General features: G+C 72.2%; 21 protein-coding genes. 7 read left to right on the plus strand and 14 right to left on the minus strand.

The annotated features are described in order from the left end of the window. Positions 1-6: 6 nt before the first annotated feature. The 4 genes from EDF48_RS14415 to EDF48_RS14430 form a co-directional block, all read right to left on the minus strand. Entirely contained in the window at positions 7-900 is an 894-nt protein-coding gene (locus EDF48_RS14415; protein WP_131880804.1) for a helix-turn-helix transcriptional regulator, read from the minus strand. A gap of 128 nt (positions 901-1,028) precedes the next feature. Then, positions 1,029-1,403 carry a DUF2255 family protein gene (locus EDF48_RS14420; protein ID WP_131880806.1) on the minus strand — a complete coding sequence of 125 codons (375 nt, stop codon included), beginning with the start codon at positions 1,401-1,403 and terminating at the stop codon, positions 1,029-1,031. Between the two features lie 136 nt (positions 1,404-1,539). Beyond that, on the minus strand, positions 1,540-1,878 hold the full coding sequence (locus EDF48_RS14425) for a hypothetical protein (RefSeq protein WP_131847003.1): 339 nt from the start codon (positions 1,876-1,878) through the stop codon (positions 1,540-1,542). Positions 1,879-1,906: 28 nt separating this feature from the next. Then, positions 1,907-2,854 carry an NADP-dependent oxidoreductase gene (locus EDF48_RS14430; RefSeq protein WP_131847004.1) on the minus strand — a complete coding sequence of 316 codons (948 nt, stop codon included), beginning with the start codon at positions 2,852-2,854 and terminating at the stop codon, positions 1,907-1,909. A 104-nt stretch (positions 2,855-2,958) separates the two neighbouring features. On the opposite strand from EDF48_RS14430, the gene EDF48_RS14435 reads away from it, so the two are divergent. Further along, the gene (locus EDF48_RS14435) at positions 2,959-3,798 is read left to right on the plus strand and encodes a helix-turn-helix domain-containing protein (RefSeq protein ID WP_131847005.1); all 840 of its coding nucleotides are present in this window, start codon (positions 2,959-2,961) and stop codon (positions 3,796-3,798) included. Positions 3,799-3,850: 52 nt separating this feature from the next. Here the strand turns inward: EDF48_RS14435 and EDF48_RS14440 are convergent, their stop codons facing one another. The 4 genes from EDF48_RS14440 to EDF48_RS14455 all read right to left on the minus strand — a co-directional run bounded on the left by EDF48_RS14440 (position 3,851) and on the right by EDF48_RS14455 (position 7,545). Further along, positions 3,851-4,603: a CPBP family intramembrane glutamic endopeptidase gene (locus EDF48_RS14440; RefSeq protein ID WP_207896274.1), complete on the minus strand. Its 753-nt coding sequence runs from the start codon at positions 4,601-4,603 to the stop codon at positions 3,851-3,853. A 77-nt stretch (positions 4,604-4,680) separates the two neighbouring features. After that, complete coding sequence (locus tag EDF48_RS14445) at positions 4,681-5,550, minus strand: PrsW family glutamic-type intramembrane protease (protein ID WP_131847007.1); 870 nt, start codon at positions 5,548-5,550, stop codon at positions 4,681-4,683. 31 nt (positions 5,551-5,581) lie between these two features. Next, entirely contained in the window at positions 5,582-6,559 is a 978-nt protein-coding gene (locus tag EDF48_RS14450; RefSeq protein ID WP_131847008.1) for an SDR family NAD(P)-dependent oxidoreductase, read from the minus strand. Further along, positions 6,556-7,545, minus strand: a complete 990-nt coding sequence (locus tag EDF48_RS14455; protein WP_131847009.1) for a chlorophyllase — start codon at positions 7,543-7,545, stop codon at positions 6,556-6,558. Before EDF48_RS14455 ends, EDF48_RS14450 begins: the two co-directional genes overlap by 4 nt. A gap of 132 nt (positions 7,546-7,677) precedes the next feature. Between EDF48_RS14455 and EDF48_RS14460 the strand changes: the two genes are divergently transcribed. Then, entirely contained in the window at positions 7,678-8,313 is a 636-nt protein-coding gene (locus EDF48_RS14460) for a TetR/AcrR family transcriptional regulator (protein ID WP_131880808.1), read from the plus strand. A 31-nt stretch (positions 8,314-8,344) separates the two neighbouring features. Here EDF48_RS14460 and EDF48_RS14465 read toward each other — a convergent pair whose 3' ends face one another. Both EDF48_RS14465 and EDF48_RS14470 read right to left on the minus strand, forming a co-directional pair. Further along, complete coding sequence (locus EDF48_RS14465; protein ID WP_131880810.1) at positions 8,345-9,175, minus strand: SDR family NAD(P)-dependent oxidoreductase; 831 nt, start codon at positions 9,173-9,175, stop codon at positions 8,345-8,347. A gap of 141 nt (positions 9,176-9,316) precedes the next feature. Beyond that, entirely contained in the window at positions 9,317-9,868 is a 552-nt protein-coding gene (locus EDF48_RS14470) for a cysteine hydrolase (protein WP_165932410.1), read from the minus strand. Positions 9,869-9,975: 107 nt separating this feature from the next. On the opposite strand from EDF48_RS14470, the gene EDF48_RS14475 reads away from it, so the two are divergent. The 3 genes from EDF48_RS14475 to EDF48_RS14485 all read left to right on the plus strand — a co-directional run bounded on the left by EDF48_RS14475 (position 9,976) and on the right by EDF48_RS14485 (position 12,768). Beyond that, complete coding sequence (locus EDF48_RS14475; protein WP_131880815.1) at positions 9,976-11,238, plus strand: FAD-dependent oxidoreductase; 1,263 nt, start codon at positions 9,976-9,978, stop codon at positions 11,236-11,238. Positions 11,239-11,299: 61 nt separating this feature from the next. After that, positions 11,300-12,577: a cytochrome P450 gene (locus EDF48_RS14480; protein ID WP_131880817.1), complete on the plus strand. Its 1,278-nt coding sequence runs from the start codon at positions 11,300-11,302 to the stop codon at positions 12,575-12,577. Beyond that, the gene (locus EDF48_RS14485; protein WP_123293815.1) at positions 12,574-12,768 is read left to right on the plus strand and encodes a ferredoxin; all 195 of its coding nucleotides are present in this window, start codon (positions 12,574-12,576) and stop codon (positions 12,766-12,768) included. Before EDF48_RS14480 ends, EDF48_RS14485 begins: the two co-directional genes overlap by 4 nt. A gap of 84 nt (positions 12,769-12,852) precedes the next feature. On the opposite strand, the gene EDF48_RS14490 is transcribed toward EDF48_RS14485, so the two are convergent. Together EDF48_RS14490 and EDF48_RS14495 are read right to left on the minus strand one after the other, a co-directional pair. Continuing rightward, the gene (locus EDF48_RS14490; protein WP_131847015.1) at positions 12,853-13,377 is read right to left on the minus strand and encodes a hypothetical protein; all 525 of its coding nucleotides are present in this window, start codon (positions 13,375-13,377) and stop codon (positions 12,853-12,855) included. Between the two features lie 16 nt (positions 13,378-13,393). Further along, on the minus strand, positions 13,394-13,954 hold the full coding sequence (locus tag EDF48_RS14495) for a hypothetical protein (RefSeq protein WP_131847016.1): 561 nt from the start codon (positions 13,952-13,954) through the stop codon (positions 13,394-13,396). Between the two features lie 146 nt (positions 13,955-14,100). Between EDF48_RS14495 and EDF48_RS14500 the strand changes: the two genes are divergently transcribed. Together EDF48_RS14500 and EDF48_RS14505 are read left to right on the plus strand one after the other, a co-directional pair. Next, positions 14,101-15,279: a histidine kinase gene (locus EDF48_RS14500; RefSeq protein WP_131880819.1), complete on the plus strand. Its 1,179-nt coding sequence runs from the start codon at positions 14,101-14,103 to the stop codon at positions 15,277-15,279. Beyond that, complete coding sequence (locus tag EDF48_RS14505) at positions 15,276-15,938, plus strand: response regulator transcription factor (RefSeq protein ID WP_123293819.1); 663 nt, start codon at positions 15,276-15,278, stop codon at positions 15,936-15,938. Before EDF48_RS14500 ends, EDF48_RS14505 begins: the two co-directional genes overlap by 4 nt. Here EDF48_RS14505 and EDF48_RS14510 read toward each other — a convergent pair. Both EDF48_RS14510 and EDF48_RS14515 read right to left on the minus strand, forming a co-directional pair. Beyond that, entirely contained in the window at positions 15,831-16,628 is a 798-nt protein-coding gene (locus tag EDF48_RS14510; RefSeq protein WP_131847018.1) for a hypothetical protein, read from the minus strand. The genes EDF48_RS14505 and EDF48_RS14510 overlap by 108 nt on opposite strands. Continuing rightward, positions 16,628-17,644: a zinc-binding dehydrogenase gene (locus EDF48_RS14515; RefSeq protein WP_131847019.1), complete on the minus strand. Its 1,017-nt coding sequence runs from the start codon at positions 17,642-17,644 to the stop codon at positions 16,628-16,630. The genes EDF48_RS14510 and EDF48_RS14515 overlap by 1 nt, the downstream gene beginning before the upstream one ends. Positions 17,645-17,778: the final 134 nt, after the last annotated feature.

The following is a 17,778-nucleotide window of genomic DNA, read 5'->3' on the forward strand; positions in this document are numbered from 1 at the left end:
GCAGCGTCAGCTCCGGACGTCGGTCCCACGGTGCTCGGCGGCGTCGCGCTGCTCCGTCGCGGCGACCGAACCGAGCAGGCGGAGTGCGTCGGCCGTCGGCGAGCCGGGTTCCGCGCTGTAGAGCAGGAGGCTCAAGCGCGGGTCGCTCATGAGTCGTGACGCCTCGAAGTGCAGGTCGAGGGCACCGACGACGGGGTGGACGAAGTGCTTCTCGCCCGTGGCGTGCCGACGGACGTCGTGCGCACCCCACTTCGTCCGGAACTCCGCGCTGCGCGTCGAGAGCTCACCGATCAGCGCCTGCAGGTCCTCGTCGTGGGGGTCGTGGCCGGCCGCAGTGCGGAGGATCGCGACGCTCTGGTCGGCGGCGACGTCCCAGTCCGGGTGGAACGCATCGGCCCAGTCCCGGTCCAGGAACGCGGCCCGGGCCAGGTTCGGCCGCTCCGACTTCCGGAACAGGTCCGCGTAGAGCGCCCGGCCGAGCGCGTTCGCACCGAGCACGTCGAGGCGGTCGTTGCGGATGAACGCCGGGCCGCCGGTGAACGCGTCGAGCGTGTACTGCAGCCCGACGCGCAGGGTCTTCGGCGTCGCTGCACGACGCTGCCCACGGACCGGGGAGGCGTTCGCAGCCCGTGCGAGGTCGAACAGGTGGTCGCGTTCGGCGTCGTCGAGCAGCAGCGTGCCGGCGACGGCGTGCAGCACGCCGTCGGAGACACCGGAGAGACTCCCGCGCTCGAGCCGGGAGTAGTACTCCACGCTGACGTCGGCGAGCATCGCGACCTCGCTGCGGCGGAGGCCGGCCACGCGCCGGTTGGGCCCACCGGGCAGGCCCACCTGGCCCGGGCGTACCCGGGCACGGCGGCTCACGAGGAAGTCCTTGACGTCGTCGCGGTTCGTGCTCATGAGGCGACCCTACGAGGCCGCGCCGGGGCGCGGGGTGCACTGCCAGGACACCGGACGGGAGGCACGGTGCCAGCTGGCACCGCGCCTCCCGTCCGCCCTGTGGCGCGTCCACTGCGCCCCTGGCGTGGTCACGCGCGCGGACTGATCCGGACGGTCGCCGAGGTGGGGCCGTCCTGCAGCATCGGCGGGAGGTACGGGCTGCCGGCGTACTTCGTCCCGTACGCGAGGTCGATCCGGCTGTTCAGGTCGGGGCCGATGGATTCGAACACCACCTCGTGCTCGGACCCTGCGGCGCTGATCCTGCCGGCGCCCTGTTCGATCGCGGAGCGGTACCAGCGGGAACGTTGCCCGTTGTAGGCGCGGACGTAGAGGTCGTCGTCGACGACGACCGACCAGATCCAGGTCGGCGTGCCGTACGTCGTGCCGTCCGCCCGGAACGGGCTGACGTGGAGGTCGTCGGAGGTGGCGATCGCCGCGATGGTGTCGGGGTTCCAGTCGGACATGTTCATCCTGTTCGTCGGGCCAGTGCTCTGCTCCACCACCGTACGAGGGGGTGGACGGTCGAGGGATGCCCTCGTGGAGCACCTCTCGGCGGCGCCGTACCAGCCGCAGGCACCGTTCTGGTGGTGAGCGCGACGCTCAGCGGACGCGTGTCCAGGTGCCGCTGAGCTGGATGAACTCCCCGCCGACCACCGAGCTGGCCATGCAGGTCCCGGCGTCGTAGTCCTCGATGTGGGTGACGTGGTCGCCCGCGTCGGCTTCCGTCCACCGGACGACGTAGAGCCCGTCCCGCACCTTCGTGGTCGTGTACGGCATCGTCTCGGTCCGTCCGGCGATGGCACCGCCGGTGACGTGGAAGGTGACCTGGGTCTCCGTGTCGAAGGTGATCTCGACGGTGAAGTGTCCGAGGGGGGTGTCCGGGCCGAGGTCGGCGAGCCAGGTCTGTCCGACGGCGGGGAGGGTTGCGGTGGTGTCCATGCGGTGTTCCTTCGGGGGATCGTAGGGATCAGAATTCGAGGACGAGCCGGCCGCGCAGACCGCCCCGTTCGAGCCGTTCGTGGGCGGCGGCAGCGTCGGCAGCGGGGACGACATCGGCGACGTCGGCCCTGAGCTCGCCCCGCTCGACGGATCGGGCGAGCCGCTCGATGGCATCGTGCCGGAGGTTCGAGCGCATCACGTAGGACCCGAACACGCTGATGCCGCGGCCCGGGTCGACGTCGGTCGGCAGGTAGAACGCGACCTGCCCGCCGTCGCGAGCAGCGTCGACGACCTGGTCGGTCAGGACCGCTGGGTCCGCGACTGCGTCGGCACCGCGACCGTTCGTGGCGTCCCGGACCCCTGCGGTGAAGTCCGTGTCACGGTCGAGGACGACCGCCGCACCCAGGCCACGGACACGCTGTGCGTCGGCGGGGCGCGCATCGGCGATGACGGTGATGCCGCGCGCGGCGGCGAGCTGCACGAGGTACCCGCCGACGGCGCCGGTCGCACCGGTCACGGCGAGGGTCTGGCCGGGCTCCAGGGCGAGGTGTTCGAGGGTGATCTCCGCGGTGAGTGCGTTCGACAGGAACGCCGCCCCTCGGGCGAACGAGCCGCTCGACGGCATCCGGGTCACCGACAGGGTCGGCAGGACGATCCGTTCGGAGTAACCACCGTGGCTCCCGTCCGGTACGACGAACCCGGTGACGGAGTCGCCGACGACCAGGTCGAACCCCTCGGGTTGCTCCGGGCCGACCTCGTCGAGGACGCCGGCGACGTCGGTGCCGGGGACGACGGGTTCGGCGATCGCACGGTCGTTGCCGGCGAACCCTCCGGATCGGATGATGGCGTCGACGGGGTTCACGGCAGCGGCGCGGACCCGGACACGGACCTCGCCCGGTCCCGCGTGCTGTTCTGGCAGCTGCACCTCGTGCAGCACAGCGGGTGCTCCGTACTCGGTCAGACCGAACGCTCTCATGGTGGCTCCTTCGTGGTCGGGGATGTCCCCGACGATGCCAGCCGGCGCCCGCGCTGTGGAGGCACGGATCCCTCCCCCCTCCGGCCGGTGGCAGACTGCCCGACGTGGCGATCGACGTGCGCGCAGCAGAGCTCGGTGACTTCCTGCGTGCTCGGCGTGCGGAACTCGACCCGGCGGCGTTCGGGATCCCTGCGGACGTGAGGCGACGTGTGCCGGGCCTCCGTCGGGAGGAAGTCGCCCAGGCCGCGTCGATCAGCGTCGAGTACTACACGCGCATCGAGCAAGGCCGTATCGCGGTGTCCGCTCCGGTCCTGGCAGACCTCGCCGACGTGATGCGTCTGACGAACGAGCACCGGGCGTACTTGACCGACCTCACCGGGAAGGCTGAGGCTGCTCCGCCACTGCCCCGCGTGCAGACGGTGCAACCGGCGCTGCAACGCGCGCTGGACGACCTCGCGACGACGCCTGCGTTCGTCCTCGGACGGTTGACGCGGATCATCGGCTGGAACCGGCTCGGTGCCGCGCTCATCACCGACTTCGGGGCCATCCCGACGGCGGACCGCACGTTCATCCGGCTGTTGTTCGCGGACCCGGCCATGCGAGCCCTGTACGCCGACTGGTCAGAGGTGGTCGAGCTCGCCATCGCTCAGCTCCGGGGTGACAGCGCGCGGTACCCCGACGACGCCGAGCTCCGCCGGGTCGTCGACGGGATGTCGACTGACTTCCCGGAGTTCCGGGAGATCTGGGCTGCCCACGCCGTGGCCGGTCGCGGGACCGGGCGGAAGACCCTGCGTCACCCGGTCGTCGGTACGGTCGAGCTCGACTGGGAGATCCTGGCGTCGGCGATGGACCACGACAAGCTGATCGTGCTGTGGACAGCGGAACCTGGGTCGGTGTCCGAGGAACGGTTGCGCCAGCTCGCCGAGCGCACTCCGCACCGCTGACGCTGACGCTGACGCTGACGCTGACCAGGTCAGCCGACGACCGCAGCGCCGTTCAGGCGCTCGCTGTCGCCCCGATGATCGCGGCGGTGAAGAGCACCCAGTCGTTGATGATGTGTGCGCCGGTGCTGACCGCGATGTTCTTCGTGCGGATGTAGGCGAGCGTGAGGACCAGCCGTGCGATGCCGATGATCAGGAACGCCTGCGCGAAGTTCCACCCGTACGTCGGCAGGTGTGCTGCACCGAACCAGATCGCGGTCGCGAGCCAGGCGATGAGGATGCCCTGGGTGCGGGTGAGTCCGATGCGGTGGCACAGCGCCATGACCGCCAGGAACGGCAGGATCGTGAAGAGCTCTTCGCCCAGCAGCTGGATCGCGGTCCCCACGTAGAACGCGACGATCTCACCCGCGCCGTGGATGCCGTCGGTCGCGGTGTTGGCGTTGGTGCCGAAGATCGCCTTGACGATGATCCCGACCGTGAACGACACGATGAGGCTGAGGATCGCGAACACGATCATGGTGCCGAAGTCACGTGCAGTGGTGCGTTGGAAGATGCGCGCCCAGTGTCGTCTCGTGAAGGCGATGAGGACGGCGAGCATGATCGCGGTGAAGAGGAACCGTGGCACGAGCGACTGGATGTTGTCCGCCGCCGGGTAGAAGCTCAGCACGGTGATGCCGGCCACGCACGCGACGACGATGGTCACCCACTGCCATGCGGGGATTCGGATCGGGTCTCCGTCGTAGAACGGGAAGTCCCGACCGTCCTGCCGTTCGATCGCCCTGCCGTACCGTCGAGCCCCTGTGGCCATGGTGTGTCCCCTCGTGCGTTGCATCGCCCTGTGGTGCATGTCGTCTGCACCAGAAGAGAAGGTACCGGCGGAGCCGGTCATCGGCGCGCTGATCCGTCGGCCTGCAGCCGCCGTACCTGCGGCCGGAACCAGAACACGAAGACCGCGACGACGTACAGGGCTTCGAGGACGATGCTGACCGGCACGTTCCAGTCGCGGACCGGCCCGTCGATCACGGCGTCGTTGAGGCCGTGGATCGCAGCGGCGCCGAGGTACGCGAGCACGCCGACGCCGGTCGCCCTGCCCGTCGGCAGCGTCTTCGCGGCGAGCCAGATCAGGACTGCTGCGCCGACGGTGATCAGGGGATGCGAGACCTCGGCGATGATGCGGACGATGACGTCCATCATCATGATGAACGGCGCATCGGACGGAGCCTTCGCGCCGTCGAGGATCGGGTCGAGCGAGGTGATGATGTAGCTGATGCCCTCGAGGAATCCCAACCAGGCCGCGGCGACGAACACGAGCCACACCGCCAGCCGCGGCGAACGGTACGTGCGCGAGGACAGCAGCAGGATGACGGGCACCAGGAGCTTCAGGAACTCCTCGACGAGCCCGGGCCAGATCAGGCCGCCGGGCAGCAGGCTCGCGATGCCGTTCAGGCTTCCGGCGAGCAGCATCGCGATGGTCCCCCAGACGAGGCCGAGCCACAGCGCCTGCACACGGTGGGGCTGACCGGCCAGGGAGACCTTCTGCCGGAAGTACCAGCCGATGGCCACCAGCGGGACCCCGATGCCGATGATCGCGGCGATGACCACCACCACGAGCGAGTACGGCGGCAGGCCGTCTCCGACCGTGGCCTCGCGGCCGCCGGAGAGCATCAGGATGCCACCCCAGTACCCGAGGAGAGCACCGGCGGCAGCGCCCCCGAGGCCGACGATGAGTGGTGCGGCCCCTCGGGGTCGCGTCATGGGACCGAAGCTACCAGCGGGCACGACGGCGTCACGCGGTCAGCCGCACACTGACCTCCCACAGCCGCCGGGCGTCGTCGGCGTCGAGCATCGCCGAGTTGGCATCCGACGGGATGCTGTCCGCGGTGAGCGGCCGGACCTCGTCGTCGATCACCGCGACGTCGCTGTCCTTCAGGTAGACCCCGCCGACGCCGTCGAGCAGCGGGCTCGCGGCACCGAACACGAGGGTCGCCGCCCCCTGCTCGATCGTCTTCTTACCGCGCTCTGGATCGACGACGGTCGTACCGTCCTCGTCGACCAGCCCCTGCTCGCGGTACGAGGCGATCCGGGACTCGTCGTGCGGACCCGGGCCGATGATCACTCCGGGGTGTGCGGCGAACGACCGGATGCCCCGGTCGGCGTACCGGCGGTCCAGCTCGACCGCGAACAGCACGTTCGCCCGCTTGGCCTGCCCGTATGCCGCAGCGGCGTCGTAGCCGCTGGCGAACGCCGGGTCGTCCCACCGGATCTGCCCGAAGCGGGCGGCGCCGGACGTGACGTTCAGGACCCGCGCACCACGGGCCTCCAGAAGGGAAGGGAGGAGCGCCCGCGTGAGCCGGAAGTGCCCGAGGTGGGACGTCGAGAACGACAGCTCGTTGCCGCGGGCGTCGAGCCGCCGGTCCGGCGTGAAGAGCATCGCGGCGTTGTTGACCAGGGCGTGGAGCGGGCGCCCGGAGGCCGTCCAGTGTGCGGCGAAGGCGTCGATCGACGCCGGGTCGGTCAGGTCGAGCTGCTCGACCCGGACCCCGGGGATGCCGGCGACGGCGGCGCTCGCGCGGTCGGTGTCGCGGGACGCGACGGTGACCGTGGCGCCGGCGGCTGCGAGGGCGCGGCTGGTCTCGCGTCCGAGGCGGCCGTGACCGCCCGTGACGACGACGTCCCGGCCGGTCAGGTCGACGCCGTCGAGGACGTCGGTGGCGGTGGACGATGCGGTGAAGGGGGTGGGGAGCGGGTGCTGGTCGGTGATCACGAGTGGTCCTCCTTCGAGTCGATGTGGCCGACGGCGTCGATGTGGCCGACGGCTTCGATGTGGCCGACTGCGTCGGTGTGGCCGACGGCGTCGCCGGCTCCGGCAGCGGCGATGGCGTCGGCCGTCGCGGACCACGCGTCGGCGTCGAGCCCGAGCGCCGTCCGGAGGAACGCCGTCGTGGTGCGGCGGACCAGGTCCACGCGCTCCGGGCTCTCGTCGGTCGTAGCGGTGGACGCGTAGTCCTGGATGCCGCCGAGCAGGTGCTCCCCGCCGTGCACGGTCACCAGGTGCCGGGCGCCGGGGCTGTGGTGGTACACGTCGGTGAACCAGTCCGGCCCGCGCGTGGAGAGCCGGGACTGGTCGTGGTCCCCGGCGACGACGAGCGACGGGGTGCGCAGCTGGCTGAAGTCCGGGCTCATGAAGGGGAAGTGCTCCTGCGCGAACGGCGTCAGGTCGGCTCCACCGAATCCGGTGGTGGAGAGCAGGACCCCGGCACGCACGCGGTGGTCGGTGCGGTCCTCGCCCGGCTGTCCGTCCGACCCGATCACCCGGGCGCCGAGGAGCATGCCGACGGACTGGCCGCCCCACGAGTGCCCGGCGACCGCGAGGTTCGCCTGGTCGACACGTCCCGCGAGACCGGGGACGGCGGCGACGAGGACGTCGAGGTCGTCGATGACCCGCTCGAGGTCGTCGACCCGGGTCTGCCAGATCGTCGGGTAGCGCGGGTCGTCGAGCGTCAGGCCGTACTTCGTCGAGTCGAGGAACGTGGGCTGGACGACGACGAACCCGTTGGCGGTCCAGTGGTCGACGAGGGGATCGCCGCCGGTCATCGACTGCCCGAAGCCGTGGGCGAAGACGATCACGGGCAGCTCGGTGCCCGTGATCGGGGCGGTGATCCGGACCTCGAGGTCGTGGCCGCGTGACGGCGCGGGCAGGGTGACGGGGCGCACGCTGATCACCTGGGGGAGCGGTGCTGTTGCTGACATCGGGAGTCCTTCCGGAAGCGGTCGTCGCTCGAAACGGAGCAACGTTCCGGAACGATACGGAACAGCGCTCCGGATTGCAAGCGAAACGGATCGGCGTTCCGTTCCGGGTGCAGGCCGTGCGATGATCGGGGGATGAGCACGCCGTCGAACGACACCGCGCCGTCGAACGACACCGCGCCGCCCCGGCGTCGCCGCGACGTCGAACGGAACGAGCGGACGATCCTCGACGCCGCGGCCGGTGTCTTCGCTGCGTCCGGCGTCGGTGCGCCGGTGCGCGAGGTCGCCGCCGCCGCCGGCGTGGGGGTGGGTACGCTCTACCGGCACTTCCCGACCCGCTCGGACCTGGTCGTCGCCGTCTACCGGCACCAGATCGAGGCCCTGGCCGAGGCCGGCCCCGTGCTGCTCGACTCGGCGCCGACGTCGTTCAACGCGATCCTGCGCTGGGTGCACCAGTTCGTCGACTTCCTCGGCACGAAGCACGGCCTGGCGCGGGTGTGGGAGGGCGACGCCGACGGCTTCACCGCGCTGCACACGCTGTTCGTCGACGAGCTCGTCCCGGTGCTCGGCCGCATGCTCGACGCCGCACGGGGGTCGGGCGAGGTGGTCGCGTCGGTGTCGCCGTACCAGCTGCTCCGCGCCGTCGGCGACCTGGTCGCGTGGAGCCCCCAGGACCCGGACTACGACGTGCGGACGATCGTGACGCTGCTGGTCACCGGCCTGCGGCAGGCGCAGCCGCCGGTCACCCCTGCGCCGGAGACCGGCGCGTAGCGCGCCGACGACCGACGCGGAGCGCGCTCGGTCAGACTGCGTGCAGCATCGCCACGCTCCGGTCCCACAGCTCTCGGGCCAGGTCGGCGTCCTCGGCCTGCGCGTTCGGCGCAGCTACCTTGCGCTTCACGTAGTACTCGCCGGTCGGGTAGTCGCGACCGGGGGTGTTGTCGGCCAGGTACACCAGCGTGTCGGCGCCCTTCTCCGGGGTCGTCAGGAACACGTGGCGCAGGGGCGTGTGGTACACGAGGTACATCGGCGAGGTCTTGTCGTTCGAGAACCCGGTGCTGATCGTGCCGGGGTGGAACGCCGTCGACGTCACGCCCCGGTCGCGGTACCGGCGGTCGAGTTCCTTGGTGAACAGGATCTGTTCGAGCTTCGAGTCGCCGTAGGCCTTGGTGGCCCGGAAGTGCCGCTCGGCGTCGAGGTCGTCGATGTCGACGCGGCCGAAGAGCTTGTTCGCGACGCTCGAGGTGTTGATGACCGTTCCCCCGGACGCGACGAGCCGGTCCATCAGCAGCTCCGTGAGCAGGAACGGCGCCAGGTAGTTGACCTGGAACGTCAGCTCGTGACCGTCGACGGTGACCTGGCGGCCCGCGCTGAAGATCCCGCCGGCGTTGTTGGCCAGCACGTCGATCCGGGGGCAGCGTTCGAGCAGGTCGTCGGCGAGCCCCCGGACGGCGGACAGGTCCGAGAAGTCGGCCACGAAGTGGTCGACGCCGAGGTCGCGGGCGACCCGCTCGGTCTTCGCGGGGTTGCGACCGACCACGACGACCTCGTTCCCGCGGCGGACGAGCTCCCGCGCAGCGGCGACGCCGATGCCGTCGCTGGCGCCGGTGATGACGATGGTCTTCGCGGCCATGGGTGCTCCTCGGGTCGGGTCGGGGCGAGCGTGCGCTCGGCTCCGTCCGTCCTACAGGGTCGGCCCTGAACGGTGCACGTGACGGACGGGAGGCAGGTGGCGGGCCCGCCACGGGCCTCCCGTCCGCCGCCCGGTCGCCGCTCAGGCCGCGCCCGGCCCCGCCAGGTCGGCTGTCTGCACGACGACGCCGAGGGCGGGGAACACCGACCGGAACCGGGCGGCGTGGGCGTCCGGGTCCGGGTCGTTGGTGGCGTCCTCGACGAGGACGACGTCGTAGCCCAGGTCGTACGCGGCCCGAGCCGTGGACTCGACGCCGAAGGTCGTCGCCTGGCCGACCACGACCACCTCGGTGACGCCGTCGGCGCGCAGCCGCTCGTCGAGGCCGGTGCCGGCGAAGGCGCTCCACCCGCCGCGGGTCAGGTTGCCGTCGGCGTCGGCCCGTTCGAGCAGCAGGGAGCCGTAGGCGACCGGAGCCGGGCGGGGGCCGCCGCCGTACTGGGTGGCGCCTGCCGGGGTCGTGGCGGGGTCGTGGCGGATGAACACCACCGTGCCGCCGGCGGCACGGGTGGCGCGGGCGAGGGTCTCGACGTTGGCCACGACGGCCTCGACGGGGTGGGTGCGCTGGTACGGCGCGGTCCCGGCCTGCAGGTCGACGACGATCAGGGCGGTGTGTTCGGTGCGGGTGCGGGTCACCGGTCCAGGGTGCTCGATCGCCGGGCGCGGTGCGTACTGCGTCTGCGGTATCCCGGTCGGTCCGCCCGGAGTAGTCCGGCACTGCTGGGCCCGGCGAGGCTCGGAGCATGGCCAGTAGCGGAGTCCCTCGGACCGATCCCCACGCATCCGTCCTCGTCGTCGGCGCCTCGGCTGCCGGTGTCGCGACGGCCGAGGCGCTCCGCCGCCACGGGCACGTCGGCCGTCTGACGCTGCTCGACGGCGAGACCGAGGACCCCTACGACCGGCCTCCGTTGTCGAAGCAGTACCTGGCCGGGCAGATCGGTGCGGACGCCCTGGTGCTCCGCTCGACCGAGCAGCTCGCGGGCCTCGACGCCGAGTTCGTCCTCGGGGACCGCGCGGTCGCCCTCGACGTCGCGACCCGGACCGTGACCACGACGAGCGGCACCACCCGGGCCGCCGACCACGTCGTCATCGCCACCGGTGTCACGCCGCGTGCGATCCCGGGGGCCGGGCTCGATGGCGTGCACGTCCTCCGCACCCGGGCCGACGCGGACCGGCTCCGAGCGGGACTGCAGACGCTGCAGGGGCCGCTGCTGGTCGTCGGGAACGGCGTGCTCGGCAGCGAAGTGGCACAGACCGTCGCGTCCGTCGGCGTGGACGTCACGCTCGCAGGGAGCATCCGTGCACCGATGTGCGGGCAGCTCGGCGGGTTCGGCTCGCAGTTCCTCGCGGCACAGCACGAGGCGGCCGGCATCCGGTTGCTCGGCGGGGTCCGCGCCGCGCGGGTCCGCGGCCGGAACGGTCGCGTGGACACGGTGGAGTTCGTCGACGGCCCGAGCCGTCCGGCCGACGCCGTCGTCGTCGCCGTGGGGTCCCGCCCGACGACCGGGTGGCTCGAGGCGTCCGGCCTGGAGGTCACGGACGGCATCGACTGCGACGCGTTCGGAGCCGCTGCGCCCGGCGTCTGGGCCGTGGGCGACGTCGCCCGCTTCCACCACGTCGGCGCGGGGCGCTCGATGCGGCTCGAGAACCGCACGAACGCGACCGAGATGGCGCAGGTCGTCGCCGGCAACGTCCTCGGGCGCCGCGTGCCGTACACACCGGTGCCGTACTTCTGGACGGACCAGCACGGCACCCGTGTGCAGGTCTTCGGGCAGATGACCCCGGCCGACCGGGTCACCGTCGTCGACGGGCACCCCGAGGACGGCCGGTTCGTCGCCGTGGCCGAACGCGCCGGTGAGGCGGTCGGGGCGCTCGGGTGGGGCATGCCGAAGCAGGCGCGGACCGCCAGCATGCGCCTGCGTCCCCGGTACGTGCCGGTAGCGGCGACTGCGGCGTCTCCCGCGCCTGCGGTGCCTGCCGCCGAGAGCCCGGCACCGGTCGGCTGACCGGTGCCGTCCGCTCCGGTCGCCTGACCGGGGCCGTCACCCGAACACAGAGGAGCAGACCATGACCGACCCACCGATCACCGCCGACCGACCGGACACGTTCCCGATGGACCGGCGGACCGCCGGGTGTCCCTTCGACCCGCCGCCGGCGGCCCGCGTGCTGCAGGAGGACGGCCCCGTCCACCGCGTGACGCTGGCCGACGGCCGCGAGCCGTGGCTCGTCACCCGCTACGACGAGGGCAAGCAGGTGCTGTCGAGCCTGTCCGTCAGCGCCGACGCGGCCAACCCGGGGTACCCCTCCGCCAGCGCCTCGGGCGGTGGCGGCGGGCTGTCCTTCATCCTGATGGACGACCCGGACCACGCCCGGCTGCGGCGGATGGTGACCGCGCCGTTCGCGATCAAACGCATCGAGGCGCTCCGCCCCGTGGTGCAGCGGATCACGGACGACCTGATCGACCAGCTGCTCGCCGGCCCGAACCCGGTCGACCTGGTCGAGGCGTTCGCGCTCCCGCTGCCGTCCCTGGTGATCTGCGCCCTGCTCGGCGTGCCGTACGAGGACCACGACCGGTTCCAGGCGCACTCGAAGACCATCATCCGCCGCACCACGACCGACGACGAACGGCAGCAGGCGTTCCGCGAGCTCGGTGCGTACCTGACGTCGCTGCTCCGCCGCAAGACGGCGGAACCCGGCGACGACCTGCTCACGGACATCGCCGCGCGGGTCACCGCCGGCGACATGACCGAGGGCGAGGCCGTGCAGATGGGGATCCTGCTGCTCATCGCCGGGCACGAGACGACCGCGAACATGATCGCCCTCGGCACGCTCGCCCTGCTCGAGCACCCGGACGAGCGCGACCGCCTGCTCGACGACCCCGAACCGGCGCTGGTCGCCTCGGCGGTGGAGGAACTCCTGCGCTACCTGACCATCACGCACGACGGACGCAAGCGCGTGGCGACCGAGGACCTCGACGTCGCCGGCACCACGATCCGCGCCGGTGACGGGGTGATCGTCGCGACGGACCTGGCGAACCGGGACCCGGACGTCTACCCGGACCCGGACCGGCTCGACCTGACCCGCAACCCGCGGAACCACGTGGCGTTCGGGTTCGGCGTGCACCAGTGCCTGGGCCAGCCGCTCGCGCGGGTCGAACTGCAGGTCGTGTACCCGACGCTGTTCCGTCGGATCCCCACCCTCGCTCGCGCGGTCCCGCTCGACGAGGTCCCGTTCAAGCACGACGGCGCCGTCTACGGGGTGTACGAGCTCCCCGTCACCTGGTGCCCCGTCGACCACCACACCACCACGAGCGCGAGTTCGACCACCGGAGGGAACGAGTCATGAAGGTCATCCTCGAACAGGACAAGTGCGTCGCCAGCGGCCAGTGCGTCATGGCCGCGATGGACGTGTTCGACCAACGGGACGAGGACGGGATCGCCGTCCTGCTGACCGACGAGGTCGCCGACGACCAGGTCGAGGCGGTGCGTCACGCCGCGGCGGTCTGCCCGGCCCTGGCGATCCGTCTGGCGGACTGACCCGTCGGTTCCGGCACACACGACGGCCCGGTGGGGATCCCACCGGGCCGTCGTGTGTGCGCTGTGCGCGGGGCTCAGCCGCCGTCACGACCCGTCGGCCGGGTGCGTGCACGCGTCGATCGCGGCGTACTCCCGGCTGAGTGCGGTCTGGTTCCGCTCGGTGCGCCACGACCGGATGCCGGGCGCAGCGGCCACGGCGGCGATCCACACGCCGGCACCGACGAGGACCGGCACGAGCGTCGGGTCCCCGCCGAGGGCGAGCAGACCGCCGAGCGCGACCGCCAGCACGGCGACCGCGGAACCCGCGGTGGCGACCACACCAGCCAACCGGGCCGGCTGCTGCTCGAGGGCGGCGATCCGGGCCAGCGCCCGCTCGGCACGACGCTCGAGCAGCGGTCGTGCCGGGTCTGGCCGGGTGCGCAGCCGCTGGAGCAGCAGGGACGTCGTGCCGAGCCGTCCGCCCTGCACGGTCACAGTCCAGCCGAACTGCTCCAGGGTGTGCCGGTGGAGCGGCACGAACGCGGTCGGTGCGTACAGCACCCGGGTCTCCATGTGGCGGGGGACCGGCGCGTGCAGGACCGCGTCTTCCCGGGCGATGGTGTTCGTCATCGGGCTCGGCCCGCGCTCAGGCGGTCCGGCGGCGACTGGCCGCCTCGCACGCGCCGTAGACGACGTCGAACTGGCGGTCGACGGCCGGACGGATCCGCTTGGTGCGCGCCGCGCGGACGAGCTGGAAGGCCACGGGAGCGATCGCCCAGTTGACCAGCCCACCAGCCCCGACGAGGAACACCGTGACCGGGTCGAGCCCGCCGAGCAGGTCGGGGACCGCCACGGTGTCCTGCACGGCGAACACCGAAGCGGCCAGCAGGACGCTGCCGATCGCGCCGAGCGCGTACGCGACCACCGACGCCGCGGTCGTGCGGGAGCGTTCGAGCGAGTCGATCGTGGCCAGGGCGGTCTCGGCGTTCTGCTGGAGCTCGGTCAGTTCGACGGAGCGGACGGCACGGTCGCGGCGGAGGCCGAGGGTGCGCCGGCGGTTCAGTGCGCCCGTCCGGTCCGAGCCGTCGGACGTCCAGCCGAAGTTGCGGTAGGTGTCCGCGTACAGGGCGTCCTTGCCGCGCGGGACGTCGACGGTGCAGTAGTCGTACGCGGTGGCAGCGGGAGCGGCGGTGTTCGTCAGCGTCATGGTGGGTCCTCCGGTCGGTGCCGGATCGTTCCGGCCTGGTGTCGATCGTCCCGGGGACGGGCCGCGGGCAGGTCCCCGATCGGTGGTACCCCCGACTACTGCGTTCGCAGTAGCCGGACCGCTGACCCGCACGACAGGATGAGTGCATGCGGCGACTGCGAGCGACCTGGGGTTCGTGGCGTCCGGACGACCGCTGGGTGTTCCGCGGCACGGCCGCCGTTGTCCTGCTCGCGTGCGCGATCGAGTCTGGTCGGGTGGTCGCGGCCGATGCCGGCCCGGGGCCCGGCATCGCGGTCGCCGCGACCGTGCTCGCCGTCGTCGCGGCGCCGTGGACACCCTGGACGGCGCTCGGGCTCGCCACGGTCGCGCCGGTGCTCGGTGGCCTGTCCGGGTGGTCGCCGATCGTGACCTGGAGCTGCGCGGTGCTGCTGCTGTTCGCGGTGTCCTCGCGGCAGGGGCACCCGGTCCGCGCCGCGGCGATCGTCGCTCCCGGCGTGGTCATCGGCACGCTGCTCGCGCCGGGGGAGGGCGGTGCGGTACCGACCGCCCTCGGCGCCCTCATCTCCGTCGTCGCCGCGGCGGCCATCGGTTCGGGGCTGCGGGTGCAGCACCAGTACCGGGCGTCGTTGGAACAGCGCGCCGCCGATGCCGTCGCGACGCGGGAACTCGAGGCCGAGCGCCGCGTGGCCGAGGAACGCGTCCGGATCGCGCGGGACCTGCACGACGTCATCGGGCACGAGATCGCGGTGGTCAGCATGCAGCTCGGGGTCGCCGAGGTCACCCTGCCCGCCGGGGCCGACGAGGCCCGGCGTGCGCTGGATGCCGCCCGGGACGGCGTGCGGAACGTCCTGACGGAGACCCAGCACGTCCTGACGGTGCTCCGTTCGGCGTCGGGCAGCGGCGCCGACCTCGACGACCCGACGGCTCCGGCCCCCGGCATCGAGCAGCTCCCCGGACTCATCGCGTCGTACGAACGGATCGGCCTCGACGTCGATGCCCGACTGGACGACGTCGGCCCGGTCTCCGTGCCGATCGGTGTGACGGTCTACCGGGTGGTGCAGGAGTCGCTCACCAACGCCCACCGACACGGCGAGGGCCGGACGACCGTCACCCTCGCCCGCGCCGGTGACGACCTGGTGCTCGAGGTCCGCAACCCCCGCCGGCGGACCCCGGCGAGCGACCCCGTCGCAGGCCGGAGCAGCGGGCTCGGTCTGGTCGGCATGCGCGAGCGCGTCGCCGCCGTCGGAGGGTCCGTCCAGTCCGCGGCGGACGGCGTGCTGTTCGTCGTCCGCGTCCGCCTGCCCACCGCGAACGGAGCACGATGACCACACGAGTGATCCTGGTCGACGACCAGGACATGATCCGACTGGGGCTCCGTGCGATCCTCGACCGCCAGGACGGCATCGAGGTCGTCGGCGAGGCCGGGGACGGGCTCGTCGCGGTGCAGACGGCGCTGTCGGTCCCGGCGGACGTCATCATGATGGACATCCGGATGCCGGGCATCGACGGGGTCGAGGCGACCCGACGGATCCGCGCCGAGCGCACCGCCGAGCAGGTGCGCATCGTCATGCTGACGACCTTCGACCAGGACGAACTCGTCTTCGCGGCGCTGCGTGCCGGGGCGAACGGGTTCCTCAGCAAGGCCGCGGGGCCCGCAGAGCTCGTCGCGGCGATCGAGGAGGTGGCAGCGGGCGGAGGGGCGCTGTCCGCGGCGGCCGCAGCGGCGCTCATCGGACAGGTCGCCCGCACCCCCGCGTCCTCCGTCGACCCGGAGATGACCCGGCGCTTCGAGGCCCTCACCGCTCGCGAGCGCGACGTCGTGGTGATGGTCAGCCGAGGTCAGGGCATCGACGCCATCAGCGCCGAGCTCTTCCTCTCACCACTCACGGTCAAGACCCACGTGAACCGGGCCATGGCGAAGGTCGACGCCCGCGACCGGGCTCAACTCGTGGCGTTCGCGTTCCAGGCCGGCCTGGTCGACTGAGGTCGGTGCCGGCCCAGGCGCCGGCGCTTCCGGGAACCGTCGCAGCGCCATCGCGAGCCCGATCACCGCAGCCACACCGCCGAGGAACACCCCGCTCGCACCCGTGGACGCAGCAGCGTCCTCGGCGCTTCCCGCGAACGAGAGCAGTGCCGACTGGGTCAGCACGAGCAGGACCACCGCGGCGGCGACGTTCACGAGCTTCGTCGCCTCGACGAGTGGTTCCCCGTCCTTGCGCGCGGTCACCGCACCCCAGACCCCGATGCCCAGCTCCGCGAACGTCGCCGCCGCGATGACGATCGCCACCCACTGGTCGTAGTGCACGGGGTGCGCCCGCCCGACGAGCATCGGCACGCTGCACCCGACGAACACGACCGACATCGCGGTCACCGCACCCCCGATCCACCGGTGTCCGGCCTGCCGGAACCGCATCCGGTCGCCGCTCGCCGCATCGAACGCGAACGACAGCCGGTGCCGACGGACGGCCCAGACCTTCGCGGCCGCGACCCCGAGCGTGAAGACCACGGTCGCGGCGAGGAACAACGAGGGGGCCGAGCAGAACAGGACGACCTTCCACCCCGCCATCACGAGGCTGCTCGGCACCGACAGCACGGCGAGCACGAGCCCGCGCCGCGGCCGATCCCGCCACACCGTGACGGCGTACTGCACGGCGACCTTCCTGGTCACCGGCATCAGTCGAACGTGACGACGACCTTGTCGGCCGCCCCGGGGGTCGCAGCCACCCGGAGGGCGTCGAGCACGTCGCTCGCCGGGAAGACGTCGCTGACGATCTGCGCGTACGCCTCGGGGTTCGCGATGATGTGCTCGGTGACGTCGAAGATCTCGGTCGGGTACCCCATCGCGGTCACGATCGTCGGCTCGACGGCCAGCAGGTCACCGAAGTCGACCTCCACCGGCCGCTTGTGCACGGCCACGACGCCGATCGTCGCGCGGTGCTTCGCCAGGCGCAGCGCCGTCTGCACGGTGGCCGGCACCCCGGCGGCGTCGAGCCAGACGTCGGTGCCGGACTTCCCGCCGTGCCCCACGCCGTCCCGTGCTTCGCCGTGCAGGGCGATCAGGCGCTCGTCGAGTGGCTCGTCCGCCGAGTTCACGACGGCATCGGCTCCGACGAGCAGGGCCTTCTCGAGCCGCGACGCGATCACGTCGACGACGACCACGTGCCCGACGCCGAGCGCCTTGTAGCTGATCACGGCGCCCAGCCCGATCGGGCCGGCACCGAACACGACGACCGTGTCGCCCGGCTGCGGCGCGGTCCGGTTCACGGCGTGCAGGGCGACCGCCATCGGCTCGTTGAGCGCGGCCACCTGCCAGGGCAGTTCCTTCGGGACCAGGGCGATGCTGGTGCCGAGCACGGCCTGCTCGACGAGCAGGAACTCGGAGAGCCCGCCGGTGGGGCCGCCGTTGCCGATGATCCCGCGTGGGTCGCCCATCGGGTTCACCACCACGTGGTCGCCGACGGCGATGCCCTCGACCGCGTCGCCGACGGCGGCCACCTCTCCGGCGACCTCGTGCCCGAGGGGCGTGTGCCCCTCACGCGGCGGGATGCCGCCGCGCGCGGCGTAGAAGGCGTCGGAGCCGCAGACCCCGCACGCCTTGACGGCGATCAGGACGTCGGCGGGGCCGACCTCGGGGACGGGCTCGTCGCGGATCTCGACGGATCCGGGGCCGGTGACGACGACGGTGCGCATGGTGCTCCTCACGTCACGAGCACGGGCGGCTCGGGACGGAACCATCTGACCAAGACGGCGACCTGCGCACGTACTGCGATCGCAGTAGCGCCGGGTCATCGGACTGGAGGCACGTGGCGGGCGCGCCACGTGCC

The organism is Curtobacterium sp. PhB191, assembly GCF_004346515.1.
Taxonomy (GTDB): domain Bacteria; phylum Actinomycetota; class Actinomycetes; order Actinomycetales; family Microbacteriaceae; genus Curtobacterium.